At 57.0% G+C, this 24395-nt stretch carries 17 protein-coding genes; 5 read left to right on the forward strand and 12 right to left on the reverse strand.

What is annotated here, in order from left to right; all coding sequences use genetic code 11:
• Positions 1-56: 56 nt before the first annotated feature.
• From AB6T85_RS16080 to ygfK, 4 genes are all read right to left on the reverse strand, one after another.
• On the reverse strand, positions 57-1388 hold the full coding sequence (locus AB6T85_RS16080) for a nucleobase:cation symporter-2 family protein (protein WP_253457395.1): 1332 nt from the start codon (positions 1386-1388) through the stop codon (positions 57-59).
• 148 nt (positions 1389-1536) lie between these two features.
• On the reverse strand, positions 1537-1692 hold the full coding sequence (locus AB6T85_RS16085; protein ID WP_253457399.1) for a hypothetical protein: 156 nt from the start codon (positions 1690-1692) through the stop codon (positions 1537-1539).
• A gap of 58 nt (positions 1693-1750) precedes the next feature.
• Positions 1751-3076 carry a putative aminohydrolase SsnA gene (gene ssnA, locus AB6T85_RS16090; protein WP_301251895.1) on the reverse strand — a complete coding sequence of 442 codons (1326 nt, stop codon included), beginning with the start codon at positions 3074-3076 and terminating at the stop codon, positions 1751-1753.
• Between the two features lie 2 nt (positions 3077-3078).
• Complete coding sequence (ygfK, locus tag AB6T85_RS16095; protein WP_301251894.1) at positions 3079-6186, reverse strand: putative selenate reductase subunit YgfK; 3108 nt, start codon at positions 6184-6186, stop codon at positions 3079-3081.
• A 341-nt stretch (positions 6187-6527) separates the two neighbouring features.
• On the opposite strand from ygfK, the gene AB6T85_RS16100 reads away from it, so the two are divergent.
• Positions 6528-6650, forward strand: a complete 123-nt coding sequence (locus AB6T85_RS16100; protein WP_253457408.1) for an XdhC family protein — start codon at positions 6528-6530, stop codon at positions 6648-6650.
• A gap of 141 nt (positions 6651-6791) precedes the next feature.
• Here the strand turns inward: AB6T85_RS16100 and arcC are convergent, their stop codons facing one another.
• Genes arcC through ygeW form a run of 5 tightly spaced genes read right to left on the reverse strand, consistent with a single transcriptional unit; the run spans position 6792 to position 12797 of the window.
• Positions 6792-7724: a carbamate kinase gene (gene arcC, locus AB6T85_RS16105; protein ID WP_253457411.1), complete on the reverse strand. Its 933-nt coding sequence runs from the start codon at positions 7722-7724 to the stop codon at positions 6792-6794.
• Positions 7721-9109 (reverse strand): dihydropyrimidinase, encoded by a 1389-nt coding sequence (gene hydA, locus AB6T85_RS16110; protein WP_253457414.1) that lies wholly within the window; start codon positions 9107-9109, stop codon positions 7721-7723. Before hydA ends, arcC begins: the two co-directional genes overlap by 4 nt.
• A gap of 29 nt (positions 9110-9138) precedes the next feature.
• Complete coding sequence (locus AB6T85_RS16115) at positions 9139-10350, reverse strand: YgeY family selenium metabolism-linked hydrolase (protein ID WP_301730936.1); 1212 nt, start codon at positions 10348-10350, stop codon at positions 9139-9141.
• Positions 10351-10366: 16 nt separating this feature from the next.
• A complete protein-coding gene (locus tag AB6T85_RS16120; protein WP_369896131.1) occupies positions 10367-11563 on the reverse strand; it encodes a diaminopropionate ammonia-lyase in 1197 nt (398 codons plus the stop codon).
• Positions 11564-11606: 43 nt separating this feature from the next.
• Positions 11607-12797: a knotted carbamoyltransferase YgeW gene (gene ygeW, locus AB6T85_RS16125; protein ID WP_369896132.1), complete on the reverse strand. Its 1191-nt coding sequence runs from the start codon at positions 12795-12797 to the stop codon at positions 11607-11609.
• Between the two features lie 355 nt (positions 12798-13152).
• On the opposite strand from ygeW, the gene AB6T85_RS16130 reads away from it, so the two are divergent.
• Positions 13153-14937 carry a sigma 54-interacting transcriptional regulator gene (locus tag AB6T85_RS16130; protein WP_369896133.1) on the forward strand — a complete coding sequence of 595 codons (1785 nt, stop codon included), beginning with the start codon at positions 13153-13155 and terminating at the stop codon, positions 14935-14937.
• Between the two features lie 3 nt (positions 14938-14940).
• Here the strand turns inward: AB6T85_RS16130 and AB6T85_RS16135 are convergent, their stop codons facing one another.
• The 3 genes from AB6T85_RS16135 to AB6T85_RS16145 are packed head-to-tail and all read right to left on the reverse strand — an operon-like array spanning position 14941 to position 19206.
• Complete coding sequence (locus tag AB6T85_RS16135; protein WP_253457428.1) at positions 14941-15507, reverse strand: nucleotidyltransferase family protein; 567 nt, start codon at positions 15505-15507, stop codon at positions 14941-14943.
• A 7-nt stretch (positions 15508-15514) separates the two neighbouring features.
• Positions 15515-15976: a (2Fe-2S)-binding protein gene (locus tag AB6T85_RS16140; RefSeq protein ID WP_253457431.1), complete on the reverse strand. Its 462-nt coding sequence runs from the start codon at positions 15974-15976 to the stop codon at positions 15515-15517.
• Between the two features lie 11 nt (positions 15977-15987).
• On the reverse strand, positions 15988-19206 hold the full coding sequence (locus AB6T85_RS16145) for a molybdopterin cofactor-binding domain-containing protein (protein ID WP_369896135.1): 3219 nt from the start codon (positions 19204-19206) through the stop codon (positions 15988-15990).
• Positions 19207-19570: 364 nt separating this feature from the next.
• Between AB6T85_RS16145 and AB6T85_RS16150 the strand changes: the two genes are divergently transcribed.
• From AB6T85_RS16150 to fdhF, 3 genes are read left to right on the forward strand one after another with little or no spacing between them, the layout of a single operon-like run.
• A complete protein-coding gene (locus AB6T85_RS16150; protein ID WP_369896136.1) occupies positions 19571-21514 on the forward strand; it encodes an FAD-dependent oxidoreductase in 1944 nt (647 codons plus the stop codon).
• The gene (locus AB6T85_RS16155) at positions 21511-22038 is read left to right on the forward strand and encodes a 4Fe-4S dicluster domain-containing protein (RefSeq protein WP_369896138.1); all 528 of its coding nucleotides are present in this window, start codon (positions 21511-21513) and stop codon (positions 22036-22038) included. Before AB6T85_RS16150 ends, AB6T85_RS16155 begins: the two co-directional genes overlap by 4 nt.
• Positions 22031-24181: a formate dehydrogenase subunit alpha gene (gene fdhF / locus AB6T85_RS16160; RefSeq protein WP_369896140.1), complete on the forward strand. Its 2151-nt coding sequence runs from the start codon at positions 22031-22033 to the stop codon at positions 24179-24181. Before AB6T85_RS16155 ends, fdhF begins: the two co-directional genes overlap by 8 nt.
• Positions 24182-24395 lie beyond the last annotated feature (214 nt).

Raw genomic sequence — 24395 nt, forward strand, 5'->3', positions numbered from 1 at the left:
TGCCAGAAATAGCGGCCTCAGGTTAATTGCTACCCGGTTTTAGCTGTACGAATTTTTCAGCCGGACTGACTTTCCTGCACGTCTGGCGTTCCTTTGATGGTGTTAAACACAATATTCAGCAGCACGGCAACCACGCAGGCGGCGCTAATGCCGGAGTGGAAAATCGTTCTGATCCAATCCGGGAAGCAATCGTAAAACGTGGGCATCACAATGGGGATCATGCCAAACGCAATAGCCGTTGCTACCACTACCAAATTCATCGTGTCTTTATAATCGACTTTTGCCAGCGTACGAATACCGGATGCCCCCACGGTACCAAACAGTACCACGCCCGCACCGCCCAGTACCGGAGCCGGAACGGCTGCGACTATCCGACCCAGCACGGGCAGACAGCCAAGCAGCACCAGGATAATGCCGCCCGCCGCCACTACATAGCGGCTTTTGATGCCGGTAATGGCAACAAGACCAATGTTCTGTGCAAATGCGCTTTGTGGAAAGGAGTTAAACAGCGGCGCGAGCGCGCTGGCTAACATATCCGCCCGCAGACCGCTGGCGATACGTTTGCCGTCGACCTCCGTGTCGATAATCTCGCCAATAGCGATCAGTCCGGCAGTGGTTTCCGTCAGCAGAACCAGCACGATAAGCGTCATGGACAGAATGGCCGCTACGTTAAAAACCGGCAGCCCAAAGCTGAGGATACCCGGTAGCGCTATCATCTCGCCGTGCAGGACATCAGTAAAATGCGCTTTGCCGCTGACAAAGGCAAACAGCGTGCCCAGAACTATTGCCGCCAGAACGGCCAGTCTTTTCATCGCGGCATTACCCACGCGATGAAAAAGCAGCACCAGACCTAAGGTCAGCGCGGCCAGCCCGATATTGCCTGGCGATCCCCATTCCGGCGCGTCGGCATCGCCACCCATCGCCCAGCGGGCGGCAACCGGCATCAGCGACAGACCGATGACCGTAATCACCGTCCCGGTAACGACGGGAGGGAAGAAGCGGATGACATGAGCAAACAGCGGCGCAATCAGCAGGCCAATCAGCGACGAGGCTATTACTGCACCAAACACTACCGGTAAGCCACCGTCTCCCGCCACCAGCGCCATCATGGTCGCCACGCCCGCAAAAGAGACGCCCTGTACCAGCGGCAAACGGGAGCCAAAGAAGGGCACGCCCAGCGCCTGCAATAAGGTGGCACAGCCGCTGACAAACAGCGCAGCCGTGACCAGCATGCCCAGTTCGGCAGCATGCAGCCCCGCTGCCGAGCCGATAATCAGCGGCGGCGCGATAATGCCGCCATACATCGTCAATACGTGCTGCAATCCCCAGACAAAGGATTTGCCTACCGGATAAAGTGTATCTTCTGGCCTGACGCGATCGATGCTCATAACAGTTGTCCTTTATCGGGGAGTAGCCCCGTTACTGTCTGCCTTGCAGGCCGCGATTTCACACTGCCTGCGGAAGAAATGCTGCGGCGGCAGCGAGGTGGCAAAGCGACAGACCACCAAAGCGCAGCCGGACGGCACGATAATCCGTTTACCGGCTATGCCAGACGCCGTGCCGATGGCCAGCGGCACGGCATACCAGCACATGCTCCAGGCCAAAGAGGGTCGGGTGTCCGGCGGGCAATACCCGATCGACAGGCGGCGCAGAAACCGGAAGCGGTTCAGGACGAGCGACAGAAGCGTTCATTAATGTATCTCCCTTACGGCCGGGAACGCACCCGGCTACGATTCGAAGGCGTACAGATCTACAGCTTTGCCATGTTTTGCCACAGCCTGGCTGCGGCTTTGCGCGCCCGCGCATAGAGCGGTGCAATGTCGGAGGGGAACTGACGATCTTCATAGACCAGCCGGCCGGCGATAATGACGCTGTGCACCGCCGCGCTGTTAAGTCCAAAAGCCAGATGCCCGGCGAGATTTTCCGCCTGCAACGGCGTCGGTGAAACGTAGTCGCAGATGGTCAAATCGGCGGTATAGCCCGCCGCCAGCTGACCAAAAGGTTGGGCAAAATTACGCTCCAGCAAAATATTGCCGTTATGCAACATGCGCAAAAAGCTGTCAGGCCAGAGCGGGCCGCCCGCGTCCCGGTGTTTGAAATAAGCAAATTTCAGCTCCTCAAACATGTCGGCACCGATACCGTCGGTGCCAAGCGCCGCCAGCTGGTAATCAGCCAGATGATGGTTGTAGCCGACATGATTGTTCATGTTGGATCGCGCATTGTGCGCCAGGCAGGCGCTACGCTGGTTCAGCAACGCAATCTCATCGGCCGAGAGCCAGAGTCCATGGGCGATAAGCGTTTTCTCATCCAGCAGGCCGAATTTATCAAGGCGGGCAATAGGATCCATGCCGTATCTGTCGTGACTGTGTGAAACATCGTAACGATCTTCCGCTACGTGGATATGCAGGCCGCGCCCCGTTTCCTGCTTCGCTTCGGCCAGCATCGTCAGGCCGCTGTCCGGCACGGTGAAGGGAGCGTGCGCGCCGATATGGCATTCCACCAGGCGCTCTTCCAGGCTATCGTTTCGCCGGGCGTCAATCAGCCGGGCAAAATCGATATTTTCCGCGATGCCTGCTTCCAGCTCCTTCAGGCCGCCGTTGCGATCCGTGGTTTCAAAACAGGTCATGCCGCGCAGTCCGGCTTCAATAAAGCCGCGCCGCAGGATCGCCAGCGATCCTTTGATAAGATTTGGCGAAGCATGATGATCGATAACCGCAGTGCAGCCGTGGCGGATGGCCTCCAGCGAACAGATCAGGCCGCTGTAATAGAGCGACTCTTCATCCAGTGCGCGATCCAGCCGCCACCAGAGGTTTTTTAACGTAGAGATAAAGTCCGGGCAGGGCGCTATCGGCGCCATGATCCCCCGCGAGAGGCCGGAGTAAAAATGATTATGCGCACAGACCAGCCCTGGCATAACCAGTTTGCCGTGCAGATATTTGCATTGCGCATGAGGATAATCCGCCGACAAATCGCCGCCGACGGCAATAATTTTTTCGCCATCGATGGCGATATCACCGTTTTCGACAACCCGGGCGGGATTGAAATTTATTAGGGTGCAGTTTTTTAGCAGCAGCATGGTTATTCCTCCACTCTGCTCAGCAGATAAGAATGCTGCTGACGCGTGTAGCTGATGATGCGGGCCATTGTCTTTAAGTCTTCAGGCAGCGCTTCCGTGATTTCGCCCCGGTCGTCAACGTTTAGCTGCCAGACACGGTTGTTCAGGCGTAGCCGCACGCTCTGCTTATCCAACAAAAATCCGGGGTTGCTGCTGTTGTCAAAATCATCCTGACGACTGAACAGGGTAATCTTGTCCTGATAAGGTTTGCCCCGCCACGGGCAGAACTGTGCGCAGTTGCCGCATTCGTTGCAAAGCGCATCCAGATGCAGGATCTGTTGACGACTGCTGAAACCCGGCACGGCAAGCGCGACGTTGGCACGGTTTGGACAGACATCAACGCAGCGCGCACAGACGTAGTTGCATTCCAGGCATCGGGCCGCTTCCTGCCTGGCAAAAGCTTCCTGGTCGTCTGCATCAATCTGCCGTACGGCAACAATGCCGCGTCGCTGATAAATGGTGAGGGGATTGCTGTTCAGCCAGCGCTTGTGCTCGTCGTCGCAGTGGATATTTTCCCGCTGGAGGATAGTGCGGGTCGCTTTACGGGCGTCGCCAATTGCGGCCACGACCGAAGCGGGGCCGCTCTGTACGTCGCCGATTAAAAAAACGTTCGGCAGGCTGGTTTCCAGCGTATGCGGGTCAACGTCAACCTGCCCGGAAGCGGAGAGCGGCAGGCCGATTTGCCGGAGTATTTCGCCGTCCGGTTTTTCTCCGGTAGCGGCTATCAGGGCGTCAAAGCGTTGGTTCAGCGTTTGTGATGTGGCTAACGGACGACGGCGCCCCTGTGAGTCAGGCTCGCCGGGCTGCATCACTCGCAGCGTCAGGCCTCCGTCAGGCGTAAAAGTTTCCGGATTCACCAACGTCATAAACTGCACGCCATCCTGCCTGGCTTCCGCTATCTCTTCCGGCCAGGCGGGCATATCCCGCTCTTCCCGACGATAAAGCAGCGTTACCGATCGCACGGCTGGCACCTTCAGCGCGGCCCTGGCGCAGTCCATTGCCGTATTGCCCGCGCCGACTACCGCCACATCGCCCTGAATAGCCGGATCGACTCGCTGCTGGTTAAATTGCTGCAAAAAGCCAAAGGCGTCGAACACGTGCGGATTGCCGCCTGCCAGCGACAGCGCGTTGCTTTTTCTCGCGCCAATACCTATGCAGATCCAGCGGAAGCCCTGCTGACGAAGCTGCTCAAGCGTCAGATGAGGGTCACAGTTGAAAACGAACCTCACGCCGTGGTCGGCAATAAACTGAATGTCCTGCTCAATCAGGTGCGCCGGAATGCGAAAACGCGGCACGATATGCTGCACGATGCCGCCTGGCGTGGCTTCCCGCTCAAACAGCGTAACCGGATGGCCCGCCCGCGCCAGAAAAAAGGCGGCGGCAAGCCCTGCCGGGCCGGCACCCAGGATCGCAACGGGGTGTTTATCGCCCGAGCCTGCCGGTTTGTGCCAGCGTTGACGATAGGTCTCCCAGCCTTTTTCCAGCACAATTTTTTTGATACGCCGAATATTCAGCGCATTGTCGTAATCCAGTCGGGTGCAGTTGTTCTGACACTGATGGTCGCAAATATGGCCCGTAATGGCCGGTAGCGCATTGCGTTGATAGATAAGATCCAGTGCCTCGACATAACGGCCTTCTCCCGCCAGCCGCAGGTATTCCGGAATATCCTGATGAATAGCGCAGGCGGTGACGCAGGGCGCGACATAGCAATCCGTCAGCGGCAGCGGGCCGCCTACGTCTATCTGCTCGCGAGATTTCCATGACTTTTGCGCCCATTGGGCGGACAGGGCATCATCAGCCAGCTTTTGCAGCCCGGCAACATCGATGCACTGGCGTTCCCAGCCCTGACTGTTTTCCAGGATTTGCGCGCAGGTCTTCAGCCGCAGATAGCCGCCGGGCTTGAGCAGGTCGGTAGCCAGGGTGATCGGTTGGATGCCAGTCGCGAAAATATCGGCGATATTGTACTGGCTGGCACCGCCCGAATAGGAGATGGGCAGCCTGCCGGCGAAATGGGTTGAAAGCAGCGCCGCAACGTTAATCGATAGCGGATAGAGGGCGCGCCCCGACATATACATCTCTTCGCCCGGCAGGCGATGCTTATGATTACGAGCGCCCAGCGTATTGGTCAGTTTTACACCGAAAGTCCGCTGTTTTTCCCGCCCCAGCGCCATTAATCTTTCAAGCATTCCCAATGCTTGCCCAAGCGGCAGATCGTGGCTGAAAGACGCCTCGTTCAACTCGATATAGTCAAAACCATTGTTATCGAGGATCTGACGCACGCGCTGATATCCCAGCAGCGTGGGATTCAGCTTAACAAAGGTGTGCAGCTGCTTCTCTGTCAGCATATAGCGACAAATAGACTCGATTTCGTCAGGCGGGCAGCCATGCATGGTGGAAAGCGTCACGCTGTTGACCATGCGGCTGGAAATGCGTGCGGGCAACGCCTGTAAATCAGCGGGCTGGGCTTTTTGCAGCAGCTGCCAGTCGCCCTGAGTAATAAAACGCTGCAGCTTTTGTTGATAAAGCGCGAATTTCTCATTCTGAGCGGCGTCCAGCATCTCATTGATAAAGGTCTGCATAGCGGGCTGCTTTATGCCCTGCAGGTCGTAGCCGACGCTCATATTAAAAATAAAAGAGCGTTTTGCGCCGTCGCGCCGTGGCGTATAAATCGTTTCCAGCAGGTGCAGGATAAACCAGGCCTTCAGGTATTCGTCCCAGGCCTTCTTCAGCGTAAATTCGGTGGACCACTCGGTGTTAAAAGCTTCGTCGCTGGCATCAATACAGGGCTTTTCAAGCTCCAGCCTGTCCAGGATCTGCACGGTTTTCAACTCGATAAAACTGCCGCCGGTCAGCCAGGACACGATGATATTTTGCGCCAGCTGCGTATGCGGCCCGGCGGCCGGGCCGACAGGCGTGTCGCAGCTTTCGCCAAACAAAGCGATTTGGCGACGCGGATCCCGTTGATAAAATTCCGTTTCCGGGATGCCGAAAATCGAACGATTCTCTTGATATTCCGCGCAGGTTCGCATCAAAAGTTCATCGAAAGGGATGGGACGCATGATGTCACCCATAAGTAGCTCCTTAATGCTGCTGAGCGATGCCGCTCGTGTAAACAAATGCAGTTTTGTCAGTGCTTAGCAACAAGTGAGCCAGAGGCGTTTAGCGATGTCTTTTCATGCAGGTTTCGTGACACTATTCGCAAAATCATCGTCTGCCTGCCCGCAGAAAAGCGGGTAGTGAGAATGAGTAGCATCCAGAATGGCCAGGCCTGGCGCGACATGGGGAAATCTTCGCAATATAAGAACGTAAGCTCTCATTATGAGAAGGCTTGCCCTGGCCGGTTGCCCGGCGCGCTGAAAAAAGCGGCGCAACGGTTGCAGCAGACTAAAAGATCCACACTCAGGAGAAGGAGGTGAGCCTGTCTGCTATAGCCAGCCGTCTGGGGAAGGAAAACCGCGCTTTTACGCTATTACATGTCGTCGAGAGTCGCGGCTCTGCACCGCGTCACGTAGCCACCATGCTGGTGCGAGAATAGGGCAAAACGGACGGGACGATTGGAGGGGGAATGATTGAACGTCTGGCGCCGGAAGAGATAGCGGTAAGCATTGTGGCCGCGCCCATCCGACGCGTCGGCGGCAGGGCAGGCCTGAAACAGCCGCCGATGCGCGCTCTGCCGCTACTGTTGAATAAGCGTGCCGGTCTGGCCAACAATCCCTTCTCTGGCCTTAGAAAGCAGCGTAATCAGGGCCTGACGGCCAGGCTTTGATTCGGCAAATGCGACGGCCGCTTCGACTTTCGGCAGCATCGAGCCTGGCGCGAACTGATTATCAGTAATATGGTGCAAAGCTTCCTGCGGCGTCAGCGTGTCCAGCCAGCGCTCCGTCGGCTTACGGAAATCGATAGCAACTTTTTCGACCGCGGTCAGAATAATCAGCATATCCGCATCGATATCCTGAGCCAGCACCGCGCTGGCAAGATCCTTATCAATAACGGCATTTGCGCCCTGTAGATGATTTCCCTGGGCGACCACCGGGATGCCGCCGCCGCCAGCGGTAATCACAATCTGACCGGCTTCCAGCAGGGTTTTTACCGCGCGCGCTTCGACGATCTCCAACGGTTTGGGCGAGGCAACTACCCGTCGCCAGCCGCGCCCGGCATCCTCCATCAGCAGCATCCCTGTTGATTTCAGCTTGCGCGCCTCCTCTTCTGACAGAAAAGAGCCGATCGGCTTGTCGGGATGAGTGAAAGCGGGATCGCGCGCGTCCACGCGCACCTGCGTGATCAGCGATACCACGTTTTTATCCATGTTCTGATTAAGCAGCGCTTCCCGCAGCGCGTTTTGCAGATCGTAACCGATATATCCCTGACTAAGCGCCACACATACCGACATCGGCAATACCGGAGAATGCGCCGCCGTGTGGGCCGCCGCTTCAAAGGCCTGATGGATCATCCCTACCTGTGGGCCGTTGCCGTGGGTGATCACCAGCTCGTGGCCTTCGGCTATCAACGCCACAATGGTTTCCGCCGTATTCTGCACGGCCTGCATCTGCTCCATCAGCCCCGCGCCAAGCGCGTTGCCGCCCAGCGCCAGTACTATCCTCTTTTTCATAGGTGACTCCCTGTTACAAATGGCTTGCGAGAAATAAAGCGGCCGTGTCCTGCCTGACCGGTAAAGCGGCCTTCCCGACAGACCACTGTTCCACGTGAAAGGGTCATAACCGGCCAGCCCTGACAGCAGAAGCCTTCATAGGGCGTATAGTCGCCGTTATCATGCAGATCGGCATGGTGGATAATCTGCTGACGTCGGGGATCGAAAAGCACCAGATCGGCATCCGCGCCGGGCTGTAGGCTGCCTTTTTCCGGCCACAGACCAAACAGTTTTGCGGGCATCGTGCTGGTTAGCGAAACAAAGCGTGAACGGCTGATACGCCCTTTCATCACGCCTTCGGAAAAAAGCAGGGCCAGGCGATTCTCTACGCCCGGCAGGCCGTTGGGGCAGCGGGTAAAATCGTTGGCCGCCATCTGTTGGCGTTGCCGGTAAGGAAAATTGCAGTGGTCGGTAGCCAGGGTATCAATCGCGCCGTTGGCGATACCAACCCATAATTTATCCCGCTCGCTGCATGGCCGCAGCGGCGGGCTGAGGATGTATTTCAGCCCGTCAGGCCGCAGGTAGCGGTTGATGTCCAGCAGCAGATACTGGGGGCAGGTTTCTGCCCATACCGGCTGGCCGCTGGCGCGCGCCATACGGACATAATCCAGCCCGAGGCCGTTGGAGAGATGAACGATATATAAAGGCGCATTGTCCGCCAGCCTGGCCAGGTTGATAGCGCGCGCGATCGCCTCCGCTTCGCAGGCCAGCGGACGGCTGTGAGCGTGCCAGACGGGCGCCGTTTTCCCCTGTTGCTTAAACTGCTGTCGTCGCCAGCGTATGGCCGCATCGTTCTCCGGGTGCACCGTGGCCAGCGCGCCCGCTTCGTTAAGGCGCTGCAGCACGTTCAGGACATCTTCATCATGCAGCATATAATCGTAGGTCAGATAAAATTTGAAGCTGCTGATCCCCTCATGCTGCGCCATCGGCGCGATCTCCTCCAGAATTTGAGGCGTCACATGCTGGATCACGCCGTGAAAACTGTAATCGATAACTGCCTCGACCGCGTCGCGATGATATTTCTCCAGCTGGTGGTGCAGCGTGCAGCCTGGCGGGCCAAAGCCCATATGATCGACAATAGTGGTGGTACCGCCGCAGGCTGCGGCGCGCGTACCGGCAAAAAAGTCGTCGCAGCTCTGCGCGATGCCGACGTCGATATTAAAATGGGTATGCACATCCACACCGCCCGGCATTACCAGTAGCTCACGAGCGTCGATAATGTTCATGGTTTCGTCCGCCTCGATTTGCGGCGCGCGACGAACGATTTTTCCCTGCATGATCAGCAGATCCTGGCGGTATTCCCCGGCGTCATCTACCAGGGTGCCTCCCTTCAGTAACGTTTTCATCCCCCTCCTCCTGTCGACGCCGGTTGCCGTCAGGCCTGCTGCTGTAGCCAGGTCAAAGGCGTGGCGGCATAGAGTGCGGCGCAGGTGACCAGATGCGCTTTCCAGGTTTTTTCATTCGGCGCGTGGGCTTCTGGCTCTTTACCTGGCCCAAAGCCGATAACGGGAATGCCATGACGGCCCATAATGGAAACGCCGTTGGTGGAGAAGGTCCACTTATCCACCACCGGCTCGCGTTTAAACAGGCCCCGATAGGCCGCGCTAAGCGTTTTGACGGTGATGTGGTCAGGCTCTACTTTCCAGGTAGGAAAGTAGCAGTCGGTTGGGTAGACCAGCCCCGTCCAGGAAGGGCGCTCGTAGGTATAAAGCGAGACTTCTGCCTTAGCCGACTTAACGGCAGGCAGAGCGCGGATCTCCTCCAGCGCGTTTTCCCATGTTTCGCCCCAGGTGAGACGACGATCGATGGAAATGGCGCAGCTGTCTGCGACGGCACAGCGGCTGGGCGAGGTGAAAAAGATTTCCGAAACGGTCAACGTGCCTTTACCCAGGAATTCGTCATTGCCCAGCTTGCCGGACAGCGCCTGCAGCTCGGTCAGGATGGGCGCCATTTTGAAAATCGCGTTATCGCCGCGTTCCGGCGCAGAGCCGTGGCAGCTGACGCCCTGTACCTCTACCCGTATTTCCATGCGGCCACGGTGTCCGCGATAGATTTGACAGTCGGTAGGCTCCGTACTGATGACAAATTCGGGCCGGATATTCATCTGCTCAATAAGATATTGCCAACAAAGGCCGTCACAGTCCTCTTCCTGAACCGTTCCGGTAATCAGCAGCGTGTAGTCATCTTCCAGCCGGAGATCCTTGATGATCTTTGCTGCGTAAACCATTGCCGCCATGCCGCCTTCCTGATCCGAGGATCCACGCCCGCCGATCAGCTCGTTATCCTCCATGCCTTCGTAAGGATCGAAACGCCAGTTTTTGCGATTGCCGATGCCCACCGTGTCGATATGGGCGTCCATCGCCAGCAGGCGTGGGCCGTGGCCGATATAGCCCAAAATATTTCCCATGGGATCGATCTCGATTTTATCGAACCCTACTTTTTCCATCTCCTGACGTATGCGCGCGACCACAAGCTTTTCATCGCAGCTTTCGCTGGGAATGGCGATCATCTCACGCAGAAAGCGCGTCATTTCCGGCTGGTATTTATTTGCCAGAGCAAGAATATCGTCGAACGGAACGGATTTCATAGTTAACTCCTGTTAATTAAGCGGTAATGCCGTCTTTTCCTTCCCACACTACTTCCCGGTAGTGCTGAGGATCGGTGTCGCCTTCGGTGCTGAGCAGCAGCACGCGCGAAGCCGGGGTAAGCCTGAGTTTTTCTTTTAGCGCCTGCGACTGGGGATGATGCAGAACGGCAGCCAGCACGCCTGCGCTGACCGCGCCCGATTCGCCGGATATAATGCGTGGATCGTCGCCCAGCGGATTACCCAGCACGCGCATCCCCAAAGCGGCGACGCGATCTTCGCAGGAGATAAACTGCCGGGCGCAGCCGCGCAATAGCGGCCAGCCAAGCGGATTTGGCTCGCCGCAGGCCAGCCCGGCCATAATGGTATTCATCTCGCCGCCCACGTTGACCATTTCGCCCCGTTTGGCGGAACGAAAGAGACAGTCGGCTTTGTCCGGCTCTACGACCACAGCATGCAGGCTGGCGGCCTCGTATACGTCGCACAAATAGCCGAGCACGCCAGCAGCCATTGCCCCCACGCCCGCCTGCAAAAAAACGTGGGTCGGCGAAGTGCCCAGCGCCTGCATTTGCTCTACGGCTTCATCCGCCAGCGTGGCGTAGCCCTGCATAATCCAGGTGGGTACCTCGCTATAGCCTTCCCAGGCGGTGTCCTGCACGACTTTCCAGCCCTGCTTTTCGGCATTGCGCATGGTCAGACGCACCGTGTCGTCGTAGTTCATTTGGGTAACGATGCACTCGGCGCCCAGGTCGGTAATATGTTTGACGCGGGCGGGCGAGGAGCCTTTAGGCATATAGATAACGGCATGTTGTCCCAGCTGGCGCGCCGCCCAGGCAACGCCGCGCCCGTGGTTGCCATCTGTGGTGGTGGCAAACGTCATGGGTACGCGCTGCTGCTGACGAAAGGCGGCAAAGGAAAATTCGTTAATATCGCTGCCGGTTTCTTTGCAGAGCAGGCGGGCAATAGCCCATGCGCCGCCAAGCATTTTGAAAGCGTTCAGACCAAAGCGTTGCGACTCATCCTTAACCAGGATTTGTTCAACGCCGAGCGCGGCGGCCAGAGCGGGCAAAGAGAGCAGCGGAGTCGGACGATAGCCCGGCAGCTTGCTGTGAAAAGCCCGTGCGGCCCTGGCGGTGCGGCGGTTGAACAGGTCGGACCGTTCAGGCGCATATGCCGCGTTGTCTTCAATAACCATTTTTAACTCGAAGCTGGACATAGCTGACCTTTCCTCAAAAAAGTGATCGGGAACCGTGGTTTTTTCAGCATTTAATCCTTGGCTGCGCTTCCTGGAGGCGGCGGGTCAGCACGGCAGCGGGATCGGCAAATTTTCGGGCCAGGAGCATGCTGGCGATGATCCACGGTTTCCAGCTGGCCTCTTTATAGGTGGCAATGCGATAGCGCTCAAAAACGCTGGCGGCGACCTCGCCCGCCTCGCAGGAAACGTCGGTGATGTCGGCGGGCAGACAGTGCATATAGAGCGCGCTGCCGTCGCGGGTCAGCTTCATCATCTCTTCCGTACAGTGCCACTGCTGATGACGCGCATTTTGTTGCAGACAATGCTGCTCAAGGGCTTTTAGTCCGGCGGTATCCTGATTGCGCAGCAGCATGGTTCTTTGCTGCATCACTTGCCAGGGCGCCCAGGATTTTGGATAGACGATATCGGCGTCGCGGAACGCCTCTTCCATCGTGCTGACCTGACGGAAGCTGCCGCCGGACGCTTTGGCGTTGCGCTGGGCCACTTCCAGCACGTCGGGGATAAGGTCGTAGCCCTCGGGATGCGCCAGCGTGACTTCCATACCAAAACGGCTCATCAATCCAATAATGCCCTGAGGTACCGAAAGCGGTTTGCCGTAGCTGGGCGAATAGGCCCAGGTCATGGCGATTTTTTTGCCTTTCAACTGGTCCAGCCCGCCGAAATGTTCTTTAAGCCAGGCCAAATCCGCCATGGACTGCGTGGGGTGATCGATATCGCATTGCAGATTGACCAGGGCAGGTCGCTGGGGCAGAACGCCCTGGCTAAAGCCCTCATCCAGCGCTGCACCGACTTCCCGCATATAGGCGTTACCCGCGCCCAGATACATGTCGTCGCGAATGCCGATCGCATCCGCGCAAAAGGAGATCATATTGGCGGTTTCACGTACCGTTTCGCCATGCGCGATCTGCGATTTGCCCTCGTCCAAATCTTGTTGCGTCAGCCCCAGCAGATTCAGCGCCGAGGCGTAGGAAAAACGCGTACGGGTGGAGTTGTCGCGGAAAACCGAAATACCGAGCCCACTATTAAAAATCCGGGTATCGATGTTTTTCTCACGCATGATTTTCATCACCTGAGCAATATCCAGCACTTGCTCAAGTTCTTCGCGGGTTTGCTCCCAGGTAAGCAAAAAATCTTTACTGGCCAGGCCAGTTTTCCTCTGGCCAATGGTCCGTAGCAGTGCGCCTGTCTCTTCCATTTAAGCGATTCCTTATAGCGATACGTTATCCCTGCCGCTAACGACATGGCAGGAAGCCTGACCGCTGTAATCAACTTCTGTGCCAGGAGTGGGAGACGCGGCTATCGGTGGCAGAAAAACGTGATCTGTCGCCGAATTTGCGAGATATGTAGCAATTTTAAAACGATGTGGTTAATGAAGAGGGCTTGAGCAGGGTAACGGGCATGACAGCCAAGGGCATGACGGAGTATGGTGTTACGCGATCGTTGGATTCTCAGCGCTCAAAATGATAAAGCCTGCTGTTTCTCTCAAAATGAGATTCAGCACATGACTCTCCAGGATGAGAGAAGGGATTGTGAACAAAAGGATGCACGTCATGGATGAAGCTCCATCGTTACCCTCTGGTCTGATGGCCATACAGCCGACCATTCTGAATTTCAGCAGCCTGCTGGCTAACGTGCTGGAAATGGAAGTGGAGGTTGTCGATCGCCACCTCATTCGCATTGCCGGCACCGGCCCTTACAGTTATCGCTTCGGACATAGTCCGGAAAGCAATAACCATCTGCTCAGAAACGTCATCGAAACGCAAAAGGAAATGGTTGTCGTCGACTCGCGGTACAACCCCCTGTGCAAAGCCTGTCAGCACCGACAGTTTTGCAAAGAGCGAGCTTTTATCGGCGTACCTATCCTGGCCCCTCACCGTTGTCTGGGCGTCATCAGCCTTATTGCCGTCAATAATGAGCAGCACCGAAAACTCAGCGATAACGCGGATATGTTTGTGCAGTATATGCGGCACGTTTCCCGACTGCTGGTGGCTAATCTCGCCAGCGCTCAGCCACGGCAAACGCAAAGCGATGCCGTCTGGCACACGCTGTTAGACAGTATGGATCAAGGGGTGATCCTGCTGGATCGGGACGGTAAAGTGAAAGCCGTTAACGATCGTGCGCTCAGCCAGCTGGATGCCACTCACGAAAGTTTAACGGGAAGATCCCTGGCTATTGAGCCGCTCACCCGTCAGCGGAAAGCGGCTCACGGTCATACCCAGCACCGCGTGATTATGGGCGACCAGCAGATGCTGTTGACGGGGCAGCTACATCATATCGGTCAGCAAAAACTCTTTTTAATGGCTTTTCATCAGGACGCGCTGGCTGCTTCTTTGCTGACTGAAAACGAGCCGCCCGGCATTGAACGGCTGGTAGGAAAATCCAAAGCAATCCACAAACTGAAACGGCTGATTATGCGCATCGCCTCCAGCCCTTCCAGCGTGATGATACTGGGGGAAAGCGGCACCGGAAAAGAGGTGGTGGCGCGGGCTATCCACAGGCTCAGCAAAAGGCACGACAGGCCGTTTGTGGCGATAAACTGTGCGGCCATTCCTGAAAACCTGCTGGAAAGCGAGCTGTTCGGCTATGTAAAAGGCGCTTTTACCGGCGCGGCGCCCGGCGGACGGGCGGGGCTGATCCAGTCAGCCAATGTCGGCACGCTGTTTCTGGATGAAATTGGCGATATGCCGCTGAGCCTGCAGGCTCGTTTACTGCGGGCGATAGAAAACCGCGAGGTGCTGCCCGTTGGCGCAAGCCGCCCTGTGTCTGTCGATATTCGAATTATTTCCGCTACGCATCAAAACCTGCGGCAATTTATTGAGGAGGGAAAGTTCCGGGAGGATCTCTACTATCGCCTGAACGTTATTCCGCTGGAGGTGCCGCCGCTGCGCGATCGCGAAGGGGATATCGAACTTTTGATGCACTATTTTCTTAATCATCACTCGCAGCGCATCGGCTGCGCCTATCCGGGTATCAGCCGGGAAGCGATAGAGCTGTTACAACGCTATCTGTGGCCAGGCAACGTGCGCGAGTTAAGCAATCTGGTGGAGTATCTGGTCAATATCGTTCCTGAAGGGGAGATAATAGACGGCGCCTTACTGCCTCCGCTGTTCCATACCACAATTCGTTCTGTGCCGTTGATGGCGTACCCGCCGAAAACGGTTTGCGGCCCGGTCGAAAAAGAGGAAGAGGAAGGGGCAAAGCTGAAATCAGTAGAAAAAAGCCTGATAGAAGAAGCGCTGCAGCGCACCCGTAATAAGAAGCAGATAGCGGAAGAGCTGGGCATTGGCGTAGCGACGCTGTATCGGAAAATAAAAAAATATGGCCTGCAGGCCTGAGCTTCAGCAGGCGTTGCTAAGGCGTTGCTGATACTGTGCGGGCGTGTCTAAATCCCAGTGAACGGTTGGGCTGTCGATCGGTACGCTGATGCAGCCATATTCCTGAATCAGCTTGCGCAGCGTACTTTGTTCAGGCGCTGCGGTTATTCGCGCCGCCATCCCGGCAGGCAGCAGCACCGGATGCCCATTTTTGCCCGCGTAGCAGGGCAGTTGGCAGCAGAGACTTTGATGCCGCCACAGCTGTGCATAGATGGTCGGATCAATCGCGGGCATATCTCCGGGTACAACGAAAAAGCGCCCGCCGGAAAGCACGGCGGCACCGCAGCGTACCGAAGAGAACATCCCTGCCTGGTAACCGGCGTTGTGGCAAACATCCACGGCAGGCCAATGGGCGTAACGCTGATGAAGCTCTTCAGCACGATAGCCTGTTACCAGGATAACTCTGTCGCAGAACGCCAGCGCATTGCGGATGGCACTGTCCAGCACCGTCGTATCCTGCCATGGCAGCAGCATTTTCCAACATCCCATACGCGATGAGCGTCCGGCCGCCAGCATAATACATTCCTTCATAATGGCTTTACTCCGTCTTCAGCACCGCCTTAATTGATTTAATAATTGGCTTGTAACCGGTACAGCGGCAAAGATTTCCCTCCAGCGCTTCTGCAATCTGCTGGTCGCTCGGGCGAGGGTTTTTATCCAGCAGCGCTTTGGTGCTCATCAGCACGCCCGGCGTGCAAAAGCCACACTGCACGCCGCCGTGGCGCACAAATTCCTGCTGCAGTTTTCTACCGGTTTCATCCTGGTGTAGTGCTTCAATAGTGCTGACCGTCGCACCATCGCACTGCGCCGCCAGCACCAGGCATGAACAGACAGCCTTACCGTTCATGATCACCGTACAGGCGCCGCACTCGCCTACCGAGCAGCCCTCTTTGGTGCCGGTCAGCTGTAAATCTTCCCGTAAAAAATCAAGCAGGCGGCGATTATCCTCAACCGTTTTCTCAACCTGAACCCCGTTTACTGTCAGCCCGATCCTGTTCATTTTTTTGCTCCTTATTTTGTCCCGGCTTCACGGGCTTCCTGCAACATTTGACGCAGCATATTTAACGCTACCGGCACCTTGTACGCGGCGGACCAACGGTTGCCTATCGCCGCCATTAGCAGGGCTTCCAGCGCGCTGGCACCCGCCTCTATCTGTGCGACCGTCAACGCCTGTCCGGTCAGAACTTTCTCTACCGCAATCAAGCGTTGAGGTTTACTCAACAACGCGCCATCTACCAGACGACAGCGAACCAGCATCCCCGCATGATTGAAGGTAAACTGGCCGGTAAAGCTCTGACGGGTAATGTTCAGCGCATTGCGACGACCCAGCTGTAGATAGCGTTGCTCAAGGCCAGGATCGCGATAGGGCGCGGGCAGTATCACCGCTGTCAGCAACTCGCCAGGCTGAAGCCGGGTACGATAGCCTGCGGTAATAAAGTCCGACAGCGGCATGCGGCGCTGCGCCTGCTGGCTCTGCAGCACGACGATAGCGTCATAGATAATCAGCGGCGGTACGGAGTCTGCGCAGGGCGCGGCATTAACGATATTGCCACCCAGCGTCGCCCGATTACGGAGCTGTAGTGAACCAATGGTGTTGCAGGCGCTAATTAATAGCGGATAGTGCTCCTGAAGCCGCTGGTCAGCCGTCAAATCACTAAAGCAAACGCCAGCCCCAATGGTCACGCCCTCATCGCAGAGGGCGATACGCTGTAGTTCTTTCAAACCTGAAATATCCACCAGCGGCAGCGGCACCGTACTAAGCCGCGCCTGTACCAGCACATCCGTTCCGCCTGCAATCGGCCTGGCCTGGCCGTCGGCCAGCGCCCGTAGCGCGTCATCCAGCGTGTCCGGGCGGTAAATTTGTAGCGTGTTCAGCCGTAAAACCTGTTTTTTACCGCCCGATTCAGCCTGTAGCTCGCTCTGGCGGACCGGTTTTTTCAACGCGTAGCCCAGGCGAACCTGCTCCAGCGTCAGCGGCAGCGTATAGTTGCGACGTCCAAGCGCGAAGCTCACGGCGTTATTTAGCGCCGCGCCGCCAAGCTCCAGCACGGGTTCGCCAATAACTTTGGCGCCATAGGGGCCAGCCTTGTCATGGTTTTCTACCGCGACGATGTCGATATTCGGCACGTCTTTAATCGTGGGCAGCAGATAGGTATCAAAGTTCTCAGACTTAACCTCGCCTTGCTCTGTATTGAACTCTTCCAGCATGGCGTAGCCGATCATGCCCTGAACCAGACCGCCGTAGACCTGCCCTTCAAAGCCGACTTTGTTGATCACTTTGCCGACGTCATGCACGGCCGTGGCGTTGTTGAACGTAATTTTTCCGGTGCGGGTATCCAGCGCGATATCGGCGACCTGACAGCCGTAAACCCACGTAAAGTAGGGGCTGCCGCTTCCTTTTTCTTCGTCCCAGTGGATAGCCGGCGCGACGTGCCAGCCGTAAGCCGAAAGATTGGCACCGGCAGCTTTGGTCACGTCAACGACCTGCCGGAACGGCAGTCGCTTAGAGGGTTGTCGCCGGTGAAATACGGTGCCGTTTTCCCATACCAGATCGTCGGGATCGGTTACATCCAGCGTTTGCGCCAGCGCTTTAGCCATGCGTCGCTTGATGGTATTCGCCGCGCTAAGCACCGCCTGTCCGCCCATTAGCGTGCCGCGCGACGCGACGGTAGATCCCCCATCGGCAATCATGGCGGTCGGCGGATCGGTGAAATGAATCTGTGTCAGATCCAGACCAAACGCTTCCGCTGCAATAAGCGACATGGTGGTCTGCAATCCCTGGCCGTTTTCAGACACGGAGGTGGAAAGATTCAGGCTGCCGTCGGCATTGATCTGTATCAGCGCGGAAGAGGCATCCAGCCCCTCGGCGCCCAGCGAACAGCCCCGATGACTGAGCGCCAGCCCAATACCATACTTAATCGGCCCGCCCAGCTGATTGAGCTGCCGATAGTGCTCCCGCTTCGCCAAAAACTCGGTTTTGTCGATAGCCTTTTGCAGGACTTCCTGCGCGGAGACCTGATGCTCGCTGAAAACCTGTCCAGCCATGCTGGTGTCGTTCTGGCGCAGTACGTTTCTCAGGCGCAGCTCGACGGGCGACAGCCCCATTTTTTCCGCTACCTCGTCCATCAGCGATTCGTTGGCAAAAATAACCTGCGGTGCGCCAAAGCCGCGATAGGCGGAGGTATAATTATTGTTGGTGTAGACGCCGGTAATATCGACGCGCACGTTGGGAATATTATAAGGCCCGGCAGCCTGTACGGAGCTACGCCAGGTGACAAAAGGCGTTTGCCCGGCATAGCTGCCGCCATCCGCAAGGATATCTATTTTTATTGCCTGGATACGCGCCCGATCGTCCAGACCGATTTTGTAATGCATCTGATAAGGATGGCGTTTATAGCTTTCCCGCATTGACTGTTCGCGGTTATAGGTCATTTTTACCGGGCGCGAAGTCAGCACGGCCAGCAGCGCCGCGCGGCAGGCAAGATGATCGATAATATCGTCTTTGCCGCCGAAAGAGCCGCCCAGTACGGAGCGCTTCACGTTAACCTTCGACTGCGGCAGATCCAGATATTTCGCCACCATGCCGCGCACGCGATGCGCGTTTTGTATTGACCCATAAATCGTGACGATCTGTTCATTATCGTCGTAGCCAACGGTGATCGACTCCGGCTCAATATAGGCGTGCTCCTGAAAGCCGACCTCAAAATCGCGCTCAAAGATATAGCTGGAGGCCGCAAAGCCCGCCTCAATATCGCCCTTAATCGTATGGTGATGATTAATAATATTATTTTCTTTGTCACTGTGGATGGGCCGTGCCCCCGGCCTGATGGCTTCTCTCACCGATGTTATCGGTGTCCAGGGCGTATAGGCTACGCGGATTTTATCGGCGGCCTGGCAGGCTATTTCATAACTTTCCGCCGCGATCACGGCAATGACGTCCCCCCGAAAAGCAATTTCGCTCTCAACGATAGGCGGATAGTCCGGGATAACCACGCCGATACAGCGCTGGCCTGGGATGTCCTTCCAGGTGGCGATTTTCACCACGCCAGGTAGTTTTTCCGCTTCCGAGATATCCAGCGAGGCGATTTGGCCTGCGGCGATATCAGCGTAGCGACACACGCCATAAAGCATGTTTTTCAGCACAATATCGTCACCATATACGGCTGCGCCTCTGACTTTCGCCTTGCCGTCGACGCGCGGTACTTCATTGCCCACTAAAAGAGTTTTCACGGATTTTGGCCCTCCAGATGCTTCCCGGGACAGCCCTAAGCAAGTGATATGCCAGAGTGTGAAGATGTCCGCGACAAGCGACAGGGCTGTGAGGCATCTCGAAGAAACTGATTTAAAACAAGTCCGCTGCTCGCGCGTGTGTCGCTGGAGTCGTTTCACTTTGAGGTTTTTTTCTCAAAATGAGACGGTAATTCTCCTGTCTACATCTGCCATAGCGGCGACATCCCTCTGTCAAACCGACGTTCTCGTCAGCAACTGCGTAATGCCTCACAAAAATCAGTTCTGAATAGCTTTTTTCCGCAAATGTGCCCTTTTTTTGCATAACCCGACGAAAGGGATCTGTGCGGCATAAAAAGGAGTAAAAATGAACCGGTTTGTCACTGTTAATCCCAGCGAGTGTATCGATTGTCATGTTTGTGAAGTGGCCTGCGCACTAGCGCACGGCGATGGCGAATGGCCAGCCCATCGTGGGCAGTTTCGGCCGCGCATTCATCTTGTCAAAGGCCGTGGCCCCGTTACCTGTCGTCAGTGCAACAAAGCGCCCTGCGTCGCCAGTTGCCCAACTCAGGCGCTTGTTTTTCAATACAACAGCGTGCGGCTGCATGAGGAAAAGTGCATAGGCTGCAAAAATTGTCTGCTGGCCTGCCCGTTTGGTGCGATTGAACCGGCTGCTTCTGAAGACGTAATGAGTAAGTGCGATCTCTGTGAGCAAACCGAGCAGGGCAAGCCCGCTTGCGTGGCTTCCTGCCCGACCCAGGCGCTGCAGGTGATGGATGAAAATACATTGACGCGGCTTCGGCAATACCGTCAGTACGCCACCGCTGACGATAAAGCGCTGCGGCCAGTAGCCGGACGCGCCGCAAAGGCGCTGGATAAGCTGCCGCGCATTGGCGCCCGCAAGCTTAAACCCACGGAGCGCGCCAGGCATTTCTGCGAGATTTATCAGGGCCTCTCGCCGTCGCAGGCGGGCTATGAGGCCGAGCGCTGCCTTTATTGCGCGCAAAAAGCGTGGTGCGGCTGGGCCTGCCCGCTGCACAACGCCATCCCCGATTTTATCCGCCTGGTGCAGGAGGGGCGAATTATCGATGCGGCAGAGCTGTCGCACCAGACCAGCAGCCTGCCGGAAATTTGCGGGCGCGTCTGTCCACAGGATCGGCTCTGCGAAGGCGCATGTACGCTCAGCGGTCGGTCGGGCGCGGTTTCGATAGGTAACCTCGAGCGTTACATCACTGATGAAGCGTTCAGGCAGGGCTGGCGCCCGACGCCGCCAGCGATTGAGGCCCGGCGTGAAAAGGTAGCGGTGGTGGGCGCCGGGCCTGCCGGGCTGGGCTGTGCCGATATCCTTGCGCGCAGCGGCGTTCAGGTGGATGTCTACGATCGCCATCCCGAAATCGGCGGGATGCTGACCTTTGGGATCCCCTCTTTCAAGCTGGATAAACAGCTGATGGCAACCCGCCGCGCTATTTTCAGCGAAATGGGAATTAAGTTTCACCTTAGCTGCGAAATTGGCCGCGACCTTCCTTTCTCTCGTCTGCTGGCGGATTACGACGCCGTCTTTTTGGGCGTGGGCACCTATAAATTGATGCAGGCGGGCCTTGAGCATGAGGATGCGCCCGGCGTTATTCAGGCGCTGCCCTATCTGACCGCTAATACGCGACGGGTCATGGGGCTGGCAGAGGATGAACAGCAGCCTTATGTCTCGCTGAAGGGAAAAAAAGTCGTAGTACTGGGCGGCGGCGATACGGCGATGGACTGCGTGCGTACCGCCATCCGGCAGCAGGCGAAACAGGTAATTTGCGCCTATCGACGCGATGAAGAGAGTATGCCTGGCTCTAAAAAAGAGGTCGCCAACGCGCGCGAAGAAGGCGTGGAATTTATGTTTAACCTGCTGCCGCAATATATCGAGCTGGATAAGGGCGGTCGCCTGAGCGGCATAGGGATGATCCGCACCGTTGCCGGTGAGCCAGGCAGCGACGGGCGTCGACGACCGCAGCCGGTCAAAGGATCTGAATTCGTGCTGGCTGCCGACGCGCTGATCCTGGCCTTTGGCTTTCAGGCGCACGAGATGCCCTGGCTGGCGGGACAGGCGATTCGTTTCGATCGTTGGGGGCTGATTAAAACAGGCCAGGCGGGCCGCACAACGCAAACGCATCATCCAAAAGTGTTTGCCGCCGGGGACGCCGTGCACGGTGCCGATTTGGTGGTAACGGCTATGGCGGAAGGGCGTCGCAGCGCGCGAGAGATGCTGGCGATGTTTGAACAGAGCGCGGAAATGACCCGCGCAGAAAGAAAGGAGCGGGCCTTATGAGCCAGTTTATCGTCGCCCAGCCTGAAAAATGTATCGGCTGCCATACCTGTGAGGTTGCCTGCGCCGTGGCGCATACGGGCACGCCGTTACTGGCTGCGCAGCGCTATTTCCCTCGCCTGAAGGTTATTAAATCGTCGCAGGTTAGCGTACCCGTTATGTGCCATCAGTGTAATAACGCGCCCTGCGTCTCTGCGTGCCCTGTTGCGGCGCTGTATAAGGGCGAGCTGGGTATGATAACAACCCGCCGTCACAGCTGTATTGACTGCAAAAGCTGCGTTATCGCCTGCCCGTTTGGCGCCATTGAAATCGTCAGCAAGCCTGAAGAAAAGCCGCTGATAGTGAAATGCGATCTTTGCGCGGATCAATCCGATGGGCCTGCCTGCATCCACGTGTGCCCAACCGGCGCGTTGACTTTGATGACCGCCGCCGGACTGACACAACGACAGCAGCAAAAGCAGCAGCGAGCCGCAGCAGAAAGCCAGCTGAACGGCCCTTATTTACAGGAGGTGGAGACACATGGATAAAGCGATTGTTGTTTGTCCCTACTGCGGCTGCGGCTGCAAAATTGCGTTGCAGATTGCAGACGGGAAAGTCGTTGGCGCGGAAGGCGCGCCCGGCGTAACCAATGAGGGAAAGCTTTGCCTGAAGGGCTACTTCGGCTGGGAGTTTTTGAATAATACCCGCCTGCTGACGCCGCGCTTGCAGCATCCTGCCATTCGTCGTAAACGAGGCGGGCCTTTTGAAAAAGTCAGCTGGCAGGAAGCTATCGATTTTGTCAGCAGGCGGCTGCAAAAAATTCGCGCTCGTTCAGGGCCTGAAAGCATTATGGTTACCGGATCTTCACGCGGGCCGGGAAACGAAACCAACTATGTTATGCAGAAGTTTGCGCGCGCCGTATTGGGAAGCAATAACATCGACTGCTGCGCCAGGGTGTGCCACGGCCCTTCCGTCGCTGGCCTGCGGGCGACCCTGGGCAATGGGGCGATGAGCAACGGCATGAAGGATATTGAAGAAAGCGACTGCCTGCTTATCTTTGGTTATAACGCTGCGGATTCTCATCCGATCGTGGCCAGACGCATTCTGCATGCCAAAGAGAAAGGGGCCAAAATTATCGTCTGCGATCCGCGCTATATCGAAAGCGCCCGGCTGGCCGATCTGTGGCTACCGCTAAAAAACGGCAGCAATATGGCGCTGGTGAACGCGCTTGCTCACGTGCTGATCGCTGAAAAACTGTGGGACAAAAGCTATATCGATAAGCATACGGAAGGGCTGGAAGCGTGGCGGGAAGGCGTCCAGCGCTATTCGCCGGAAGCGGTGGAAGCCATCACAGGACTCAAGCCGGAGCTTATTCGCCAGGCTGCTCGCCTTTATGCCAGCGCCCGCAACGCCACTATTTTATGGGGAATGGGCGTGACCCAGTGGGGGCAGGGCGTGGATGTGGTGAAAGGATTGGCCAGCCTGGCGCTGGCTACCGGCAATTTCGGGCGGCCGGGCGTCGGCGTGGGGCCGGTCAGAGGGCAAAATAACGTGCAGGGTGCCTGCGATATGGGCGCTCTGCCAGATGTTTTCCCCGGCTATCAGCCCGTAACGGATAAGGCGGTACGCGAAAAATTTGCCGCCGCCTGGGGCGTTGACTCGCTCAGTGATAAACCCGGATACGCCATTACCGATGTTCCCCATTTAGCGCTGGAGGGCAAGCTGCGTGCCTACTGGATTATGGGCGAAGATCCGCTGCAAACCGAACCGGATCTTGCCCTGATGCGTCAGGCGATGGCAAAGCTGGATCTGATCGTGGTGCAGGATATTTTTATGACCAAAACGGCAGAGCTGGCGGATGTTCTGTTGCCCGCCACCAGCTGGGGCGAGCATGAGGGCGTTTATACCAGTGCCGATCGAGGGTTCCAGCGCTTTGAAAAAGCTGTAGAGCCGCAGGGCGACGTCCTGCCGGACTGGGAAATTATCTGCCGCGTGGCGCAGGCGATGGGGTATCCCATGCGCTACGAAAACAATAAAGCGATCTGGGATGAATTGCGCGCGCTTTGCCCGCTGTACACCGGCGTCACCTGGGAGAAAATGGCCGGGTTCGGCTACGTGCAGTGGCCCTGTCCTGATGAAGCGCATCCCGGCACGCCTTACCTCTATGAAGGAAACCGCTTTTCGCGTCCTTCCGGTAAAGGGCTGCTGTTTGCCTGCGACTGGCAGCCGCCCGCCGAAGCAACCGATGAAGCCTGGCCGCTGGTGCTCTGTACGGTGCGTGAAGTGGGCCACTACAGCTGCCGCTCGATGACCGGCAACTGCCACGCCCTGGCGGCTCAGGCCGATGAACCCGGCAGGATCCAGATGAATACGGCAGACGCGCGTGCGCTGAATATTCATAACGGCGAACTGGTATGGGTAGCTTCGCGGCGCGGCAGGGTGCTTAGCAGAGCTGAAGTCAGCGACAGAACAAATCAGGGCGCGGTCTATATGACCTATCAGTGGTGGATAGGTGCCTGTAATGAGCTGACCCTCGATCATGTCGATCCGGTAGCGAAAACGCCGGAGTTTAAACACTGCGCTGTCAGGGTAGAGAAAATCGCCGATGCGCAGTGGGCGGAACAGCAGGTTACGGAGCGCTATCGACAAATGAAGGATCGCCTGGCGAAAGCGGCGGCGCCGCTGACGTAAGGCCTGGCGGTTTGCGACCTTCGGGTCTGGCGGTTTACAACCTCGGATCCGCGGCTTTTAACTCGCAAAACTGGCTATTTCTAACCTTCAGGTCTGGCGGTTTGCGACCTTCGGGTCTGGCTGTGTCTAACCTTCAGGTCTGGCGGTTTGCGACCTTCGGGTCTGGCTGTGTCTAACCTTCAGGCCTGGCGGTTTGCGACCTTCGGGTCTGGCT

It is taken from the genome of Erwinia aeris, assembly GCF_041224955.1.
Lineage (GTDB): Bacteria > Pseudomonadota > Gammaproteobacteria > Enterobacterales > Enterobacteriaceae > Erwinia > Erwinia aeris.

What these genes read in the sequence shown, in the direction of transcription:
- AB6T85_RS16080 (WP_253457395.1), bottom strand. Translation starts at nt 1,388, where the DNA reads ATGAGCATCGATCGCGTCAGGCCAGAAGATACACTTTATCCGGTAGGC.
- AB6T85_RS16135 (WP_253457428.1), bottom strand. Translation starts at nt 15,507, where the DNA reads ATGAAGGAATGTATTATGCTGGCGGCCGGACGCTCATCGCGTATGGGA.
- hydA (WP_253457414.1), bottom strand. Translation starts at nt 9,109, where the DNA reads ATGAAAACGTTACTGAAGGGAGGCACCCTGGTAGATGACGCCGGGGAA.
- AB6T85_RS16140 (WP_253457431.1), bottom strand. Translation starts at nt 15,976, where the DNA reads ATGAACAGGATCGGGCTGACAGTAAACGGGGTTCAGGTTGAGAAAACG.
- AB6T85_RS16150 (WP_369896136.1), top strand. Translation starts at nt 19,571, where the DNA reads ATGAACCGGTTTGTCACTGTTAATCCCAGCGAGTGTATCGATTGTCAT.
- fdhF (WP_369896140.1), top strand. Translation starts at nt 22,031, where the DNA reads ATGGATAAAGCGATTGTTGTTTGTCCCTACTGCGGCTGCGGCTGCAAA.
- AB6T85_RS16120 (WP_369896131.1), bottom strand. Translation starts at nt 11,563, where the DNA reads ATGTCCAGCTTCGAGTTAAAAATGGTTATTGAAGACAACGCGGCATAT.
- ygeW (WP_369896132.1), bottom strand. Translation starts at nt 12,797, where the DNA reads ATGGAAGAGACAGGCGCACTGCTACGGACCATTGGCCAGAGGAAAACT.
- AB6T85_RS16155 (WP_369896138.1), top strand. Translation starts at nt 21,511, where the DNA reads ATGAGCCAGTTTATCGTCGCCCAGCCTGAAAAATGTATCGGCTGCCAT.
- AB6T85_RS16130 (WP_369896133.1), top strand. Translation starts at nt 13,153, where the DNA reads ATGGATGAAGCTCCATCGTTACCCTCTGGTCTGATGGCCATACAGCCG.
- AB6T85_RS16085 (WP_253457399.1), bottom strand. Translation starts at nt 1,692, where the DNA reads ATGAACGCTTCTGTCGCTCGTCCTGAACCGCTTCCGGTTTCTGCGCCG.
- ygfK (WP_301251894.1), bottom strand. Translation starts at nt 6,186, where the DNA reads ATGGGTGACATCATGCGTCCCATCCCTTTCGATGAACTTTTGATGCGA.
- ssnA (WP_301251895.1), bottom strand. Translation starts at nt 3,076, where the DNA reads ATGCTGCTGCTAAAAAACTGCACCCTAATAAATTTCAATCCCGCCCGG.
- arcC (WP_253457411.1), bottom strand. Translation starts at nt 7,724, where the DNA reads ATGAAAAAGAGGATAGTACTGGCGCTGGGCGGCAACGCGCTTGGCGCG.
- AB6T85_RS16115 (WP_301730936.1), bottom strand. Translation starts at nt 10,350, where the DNA reads ATGAAATCCGTTCCGTTCGACGATATTCTTGCTCTGGCAAATAAATAC.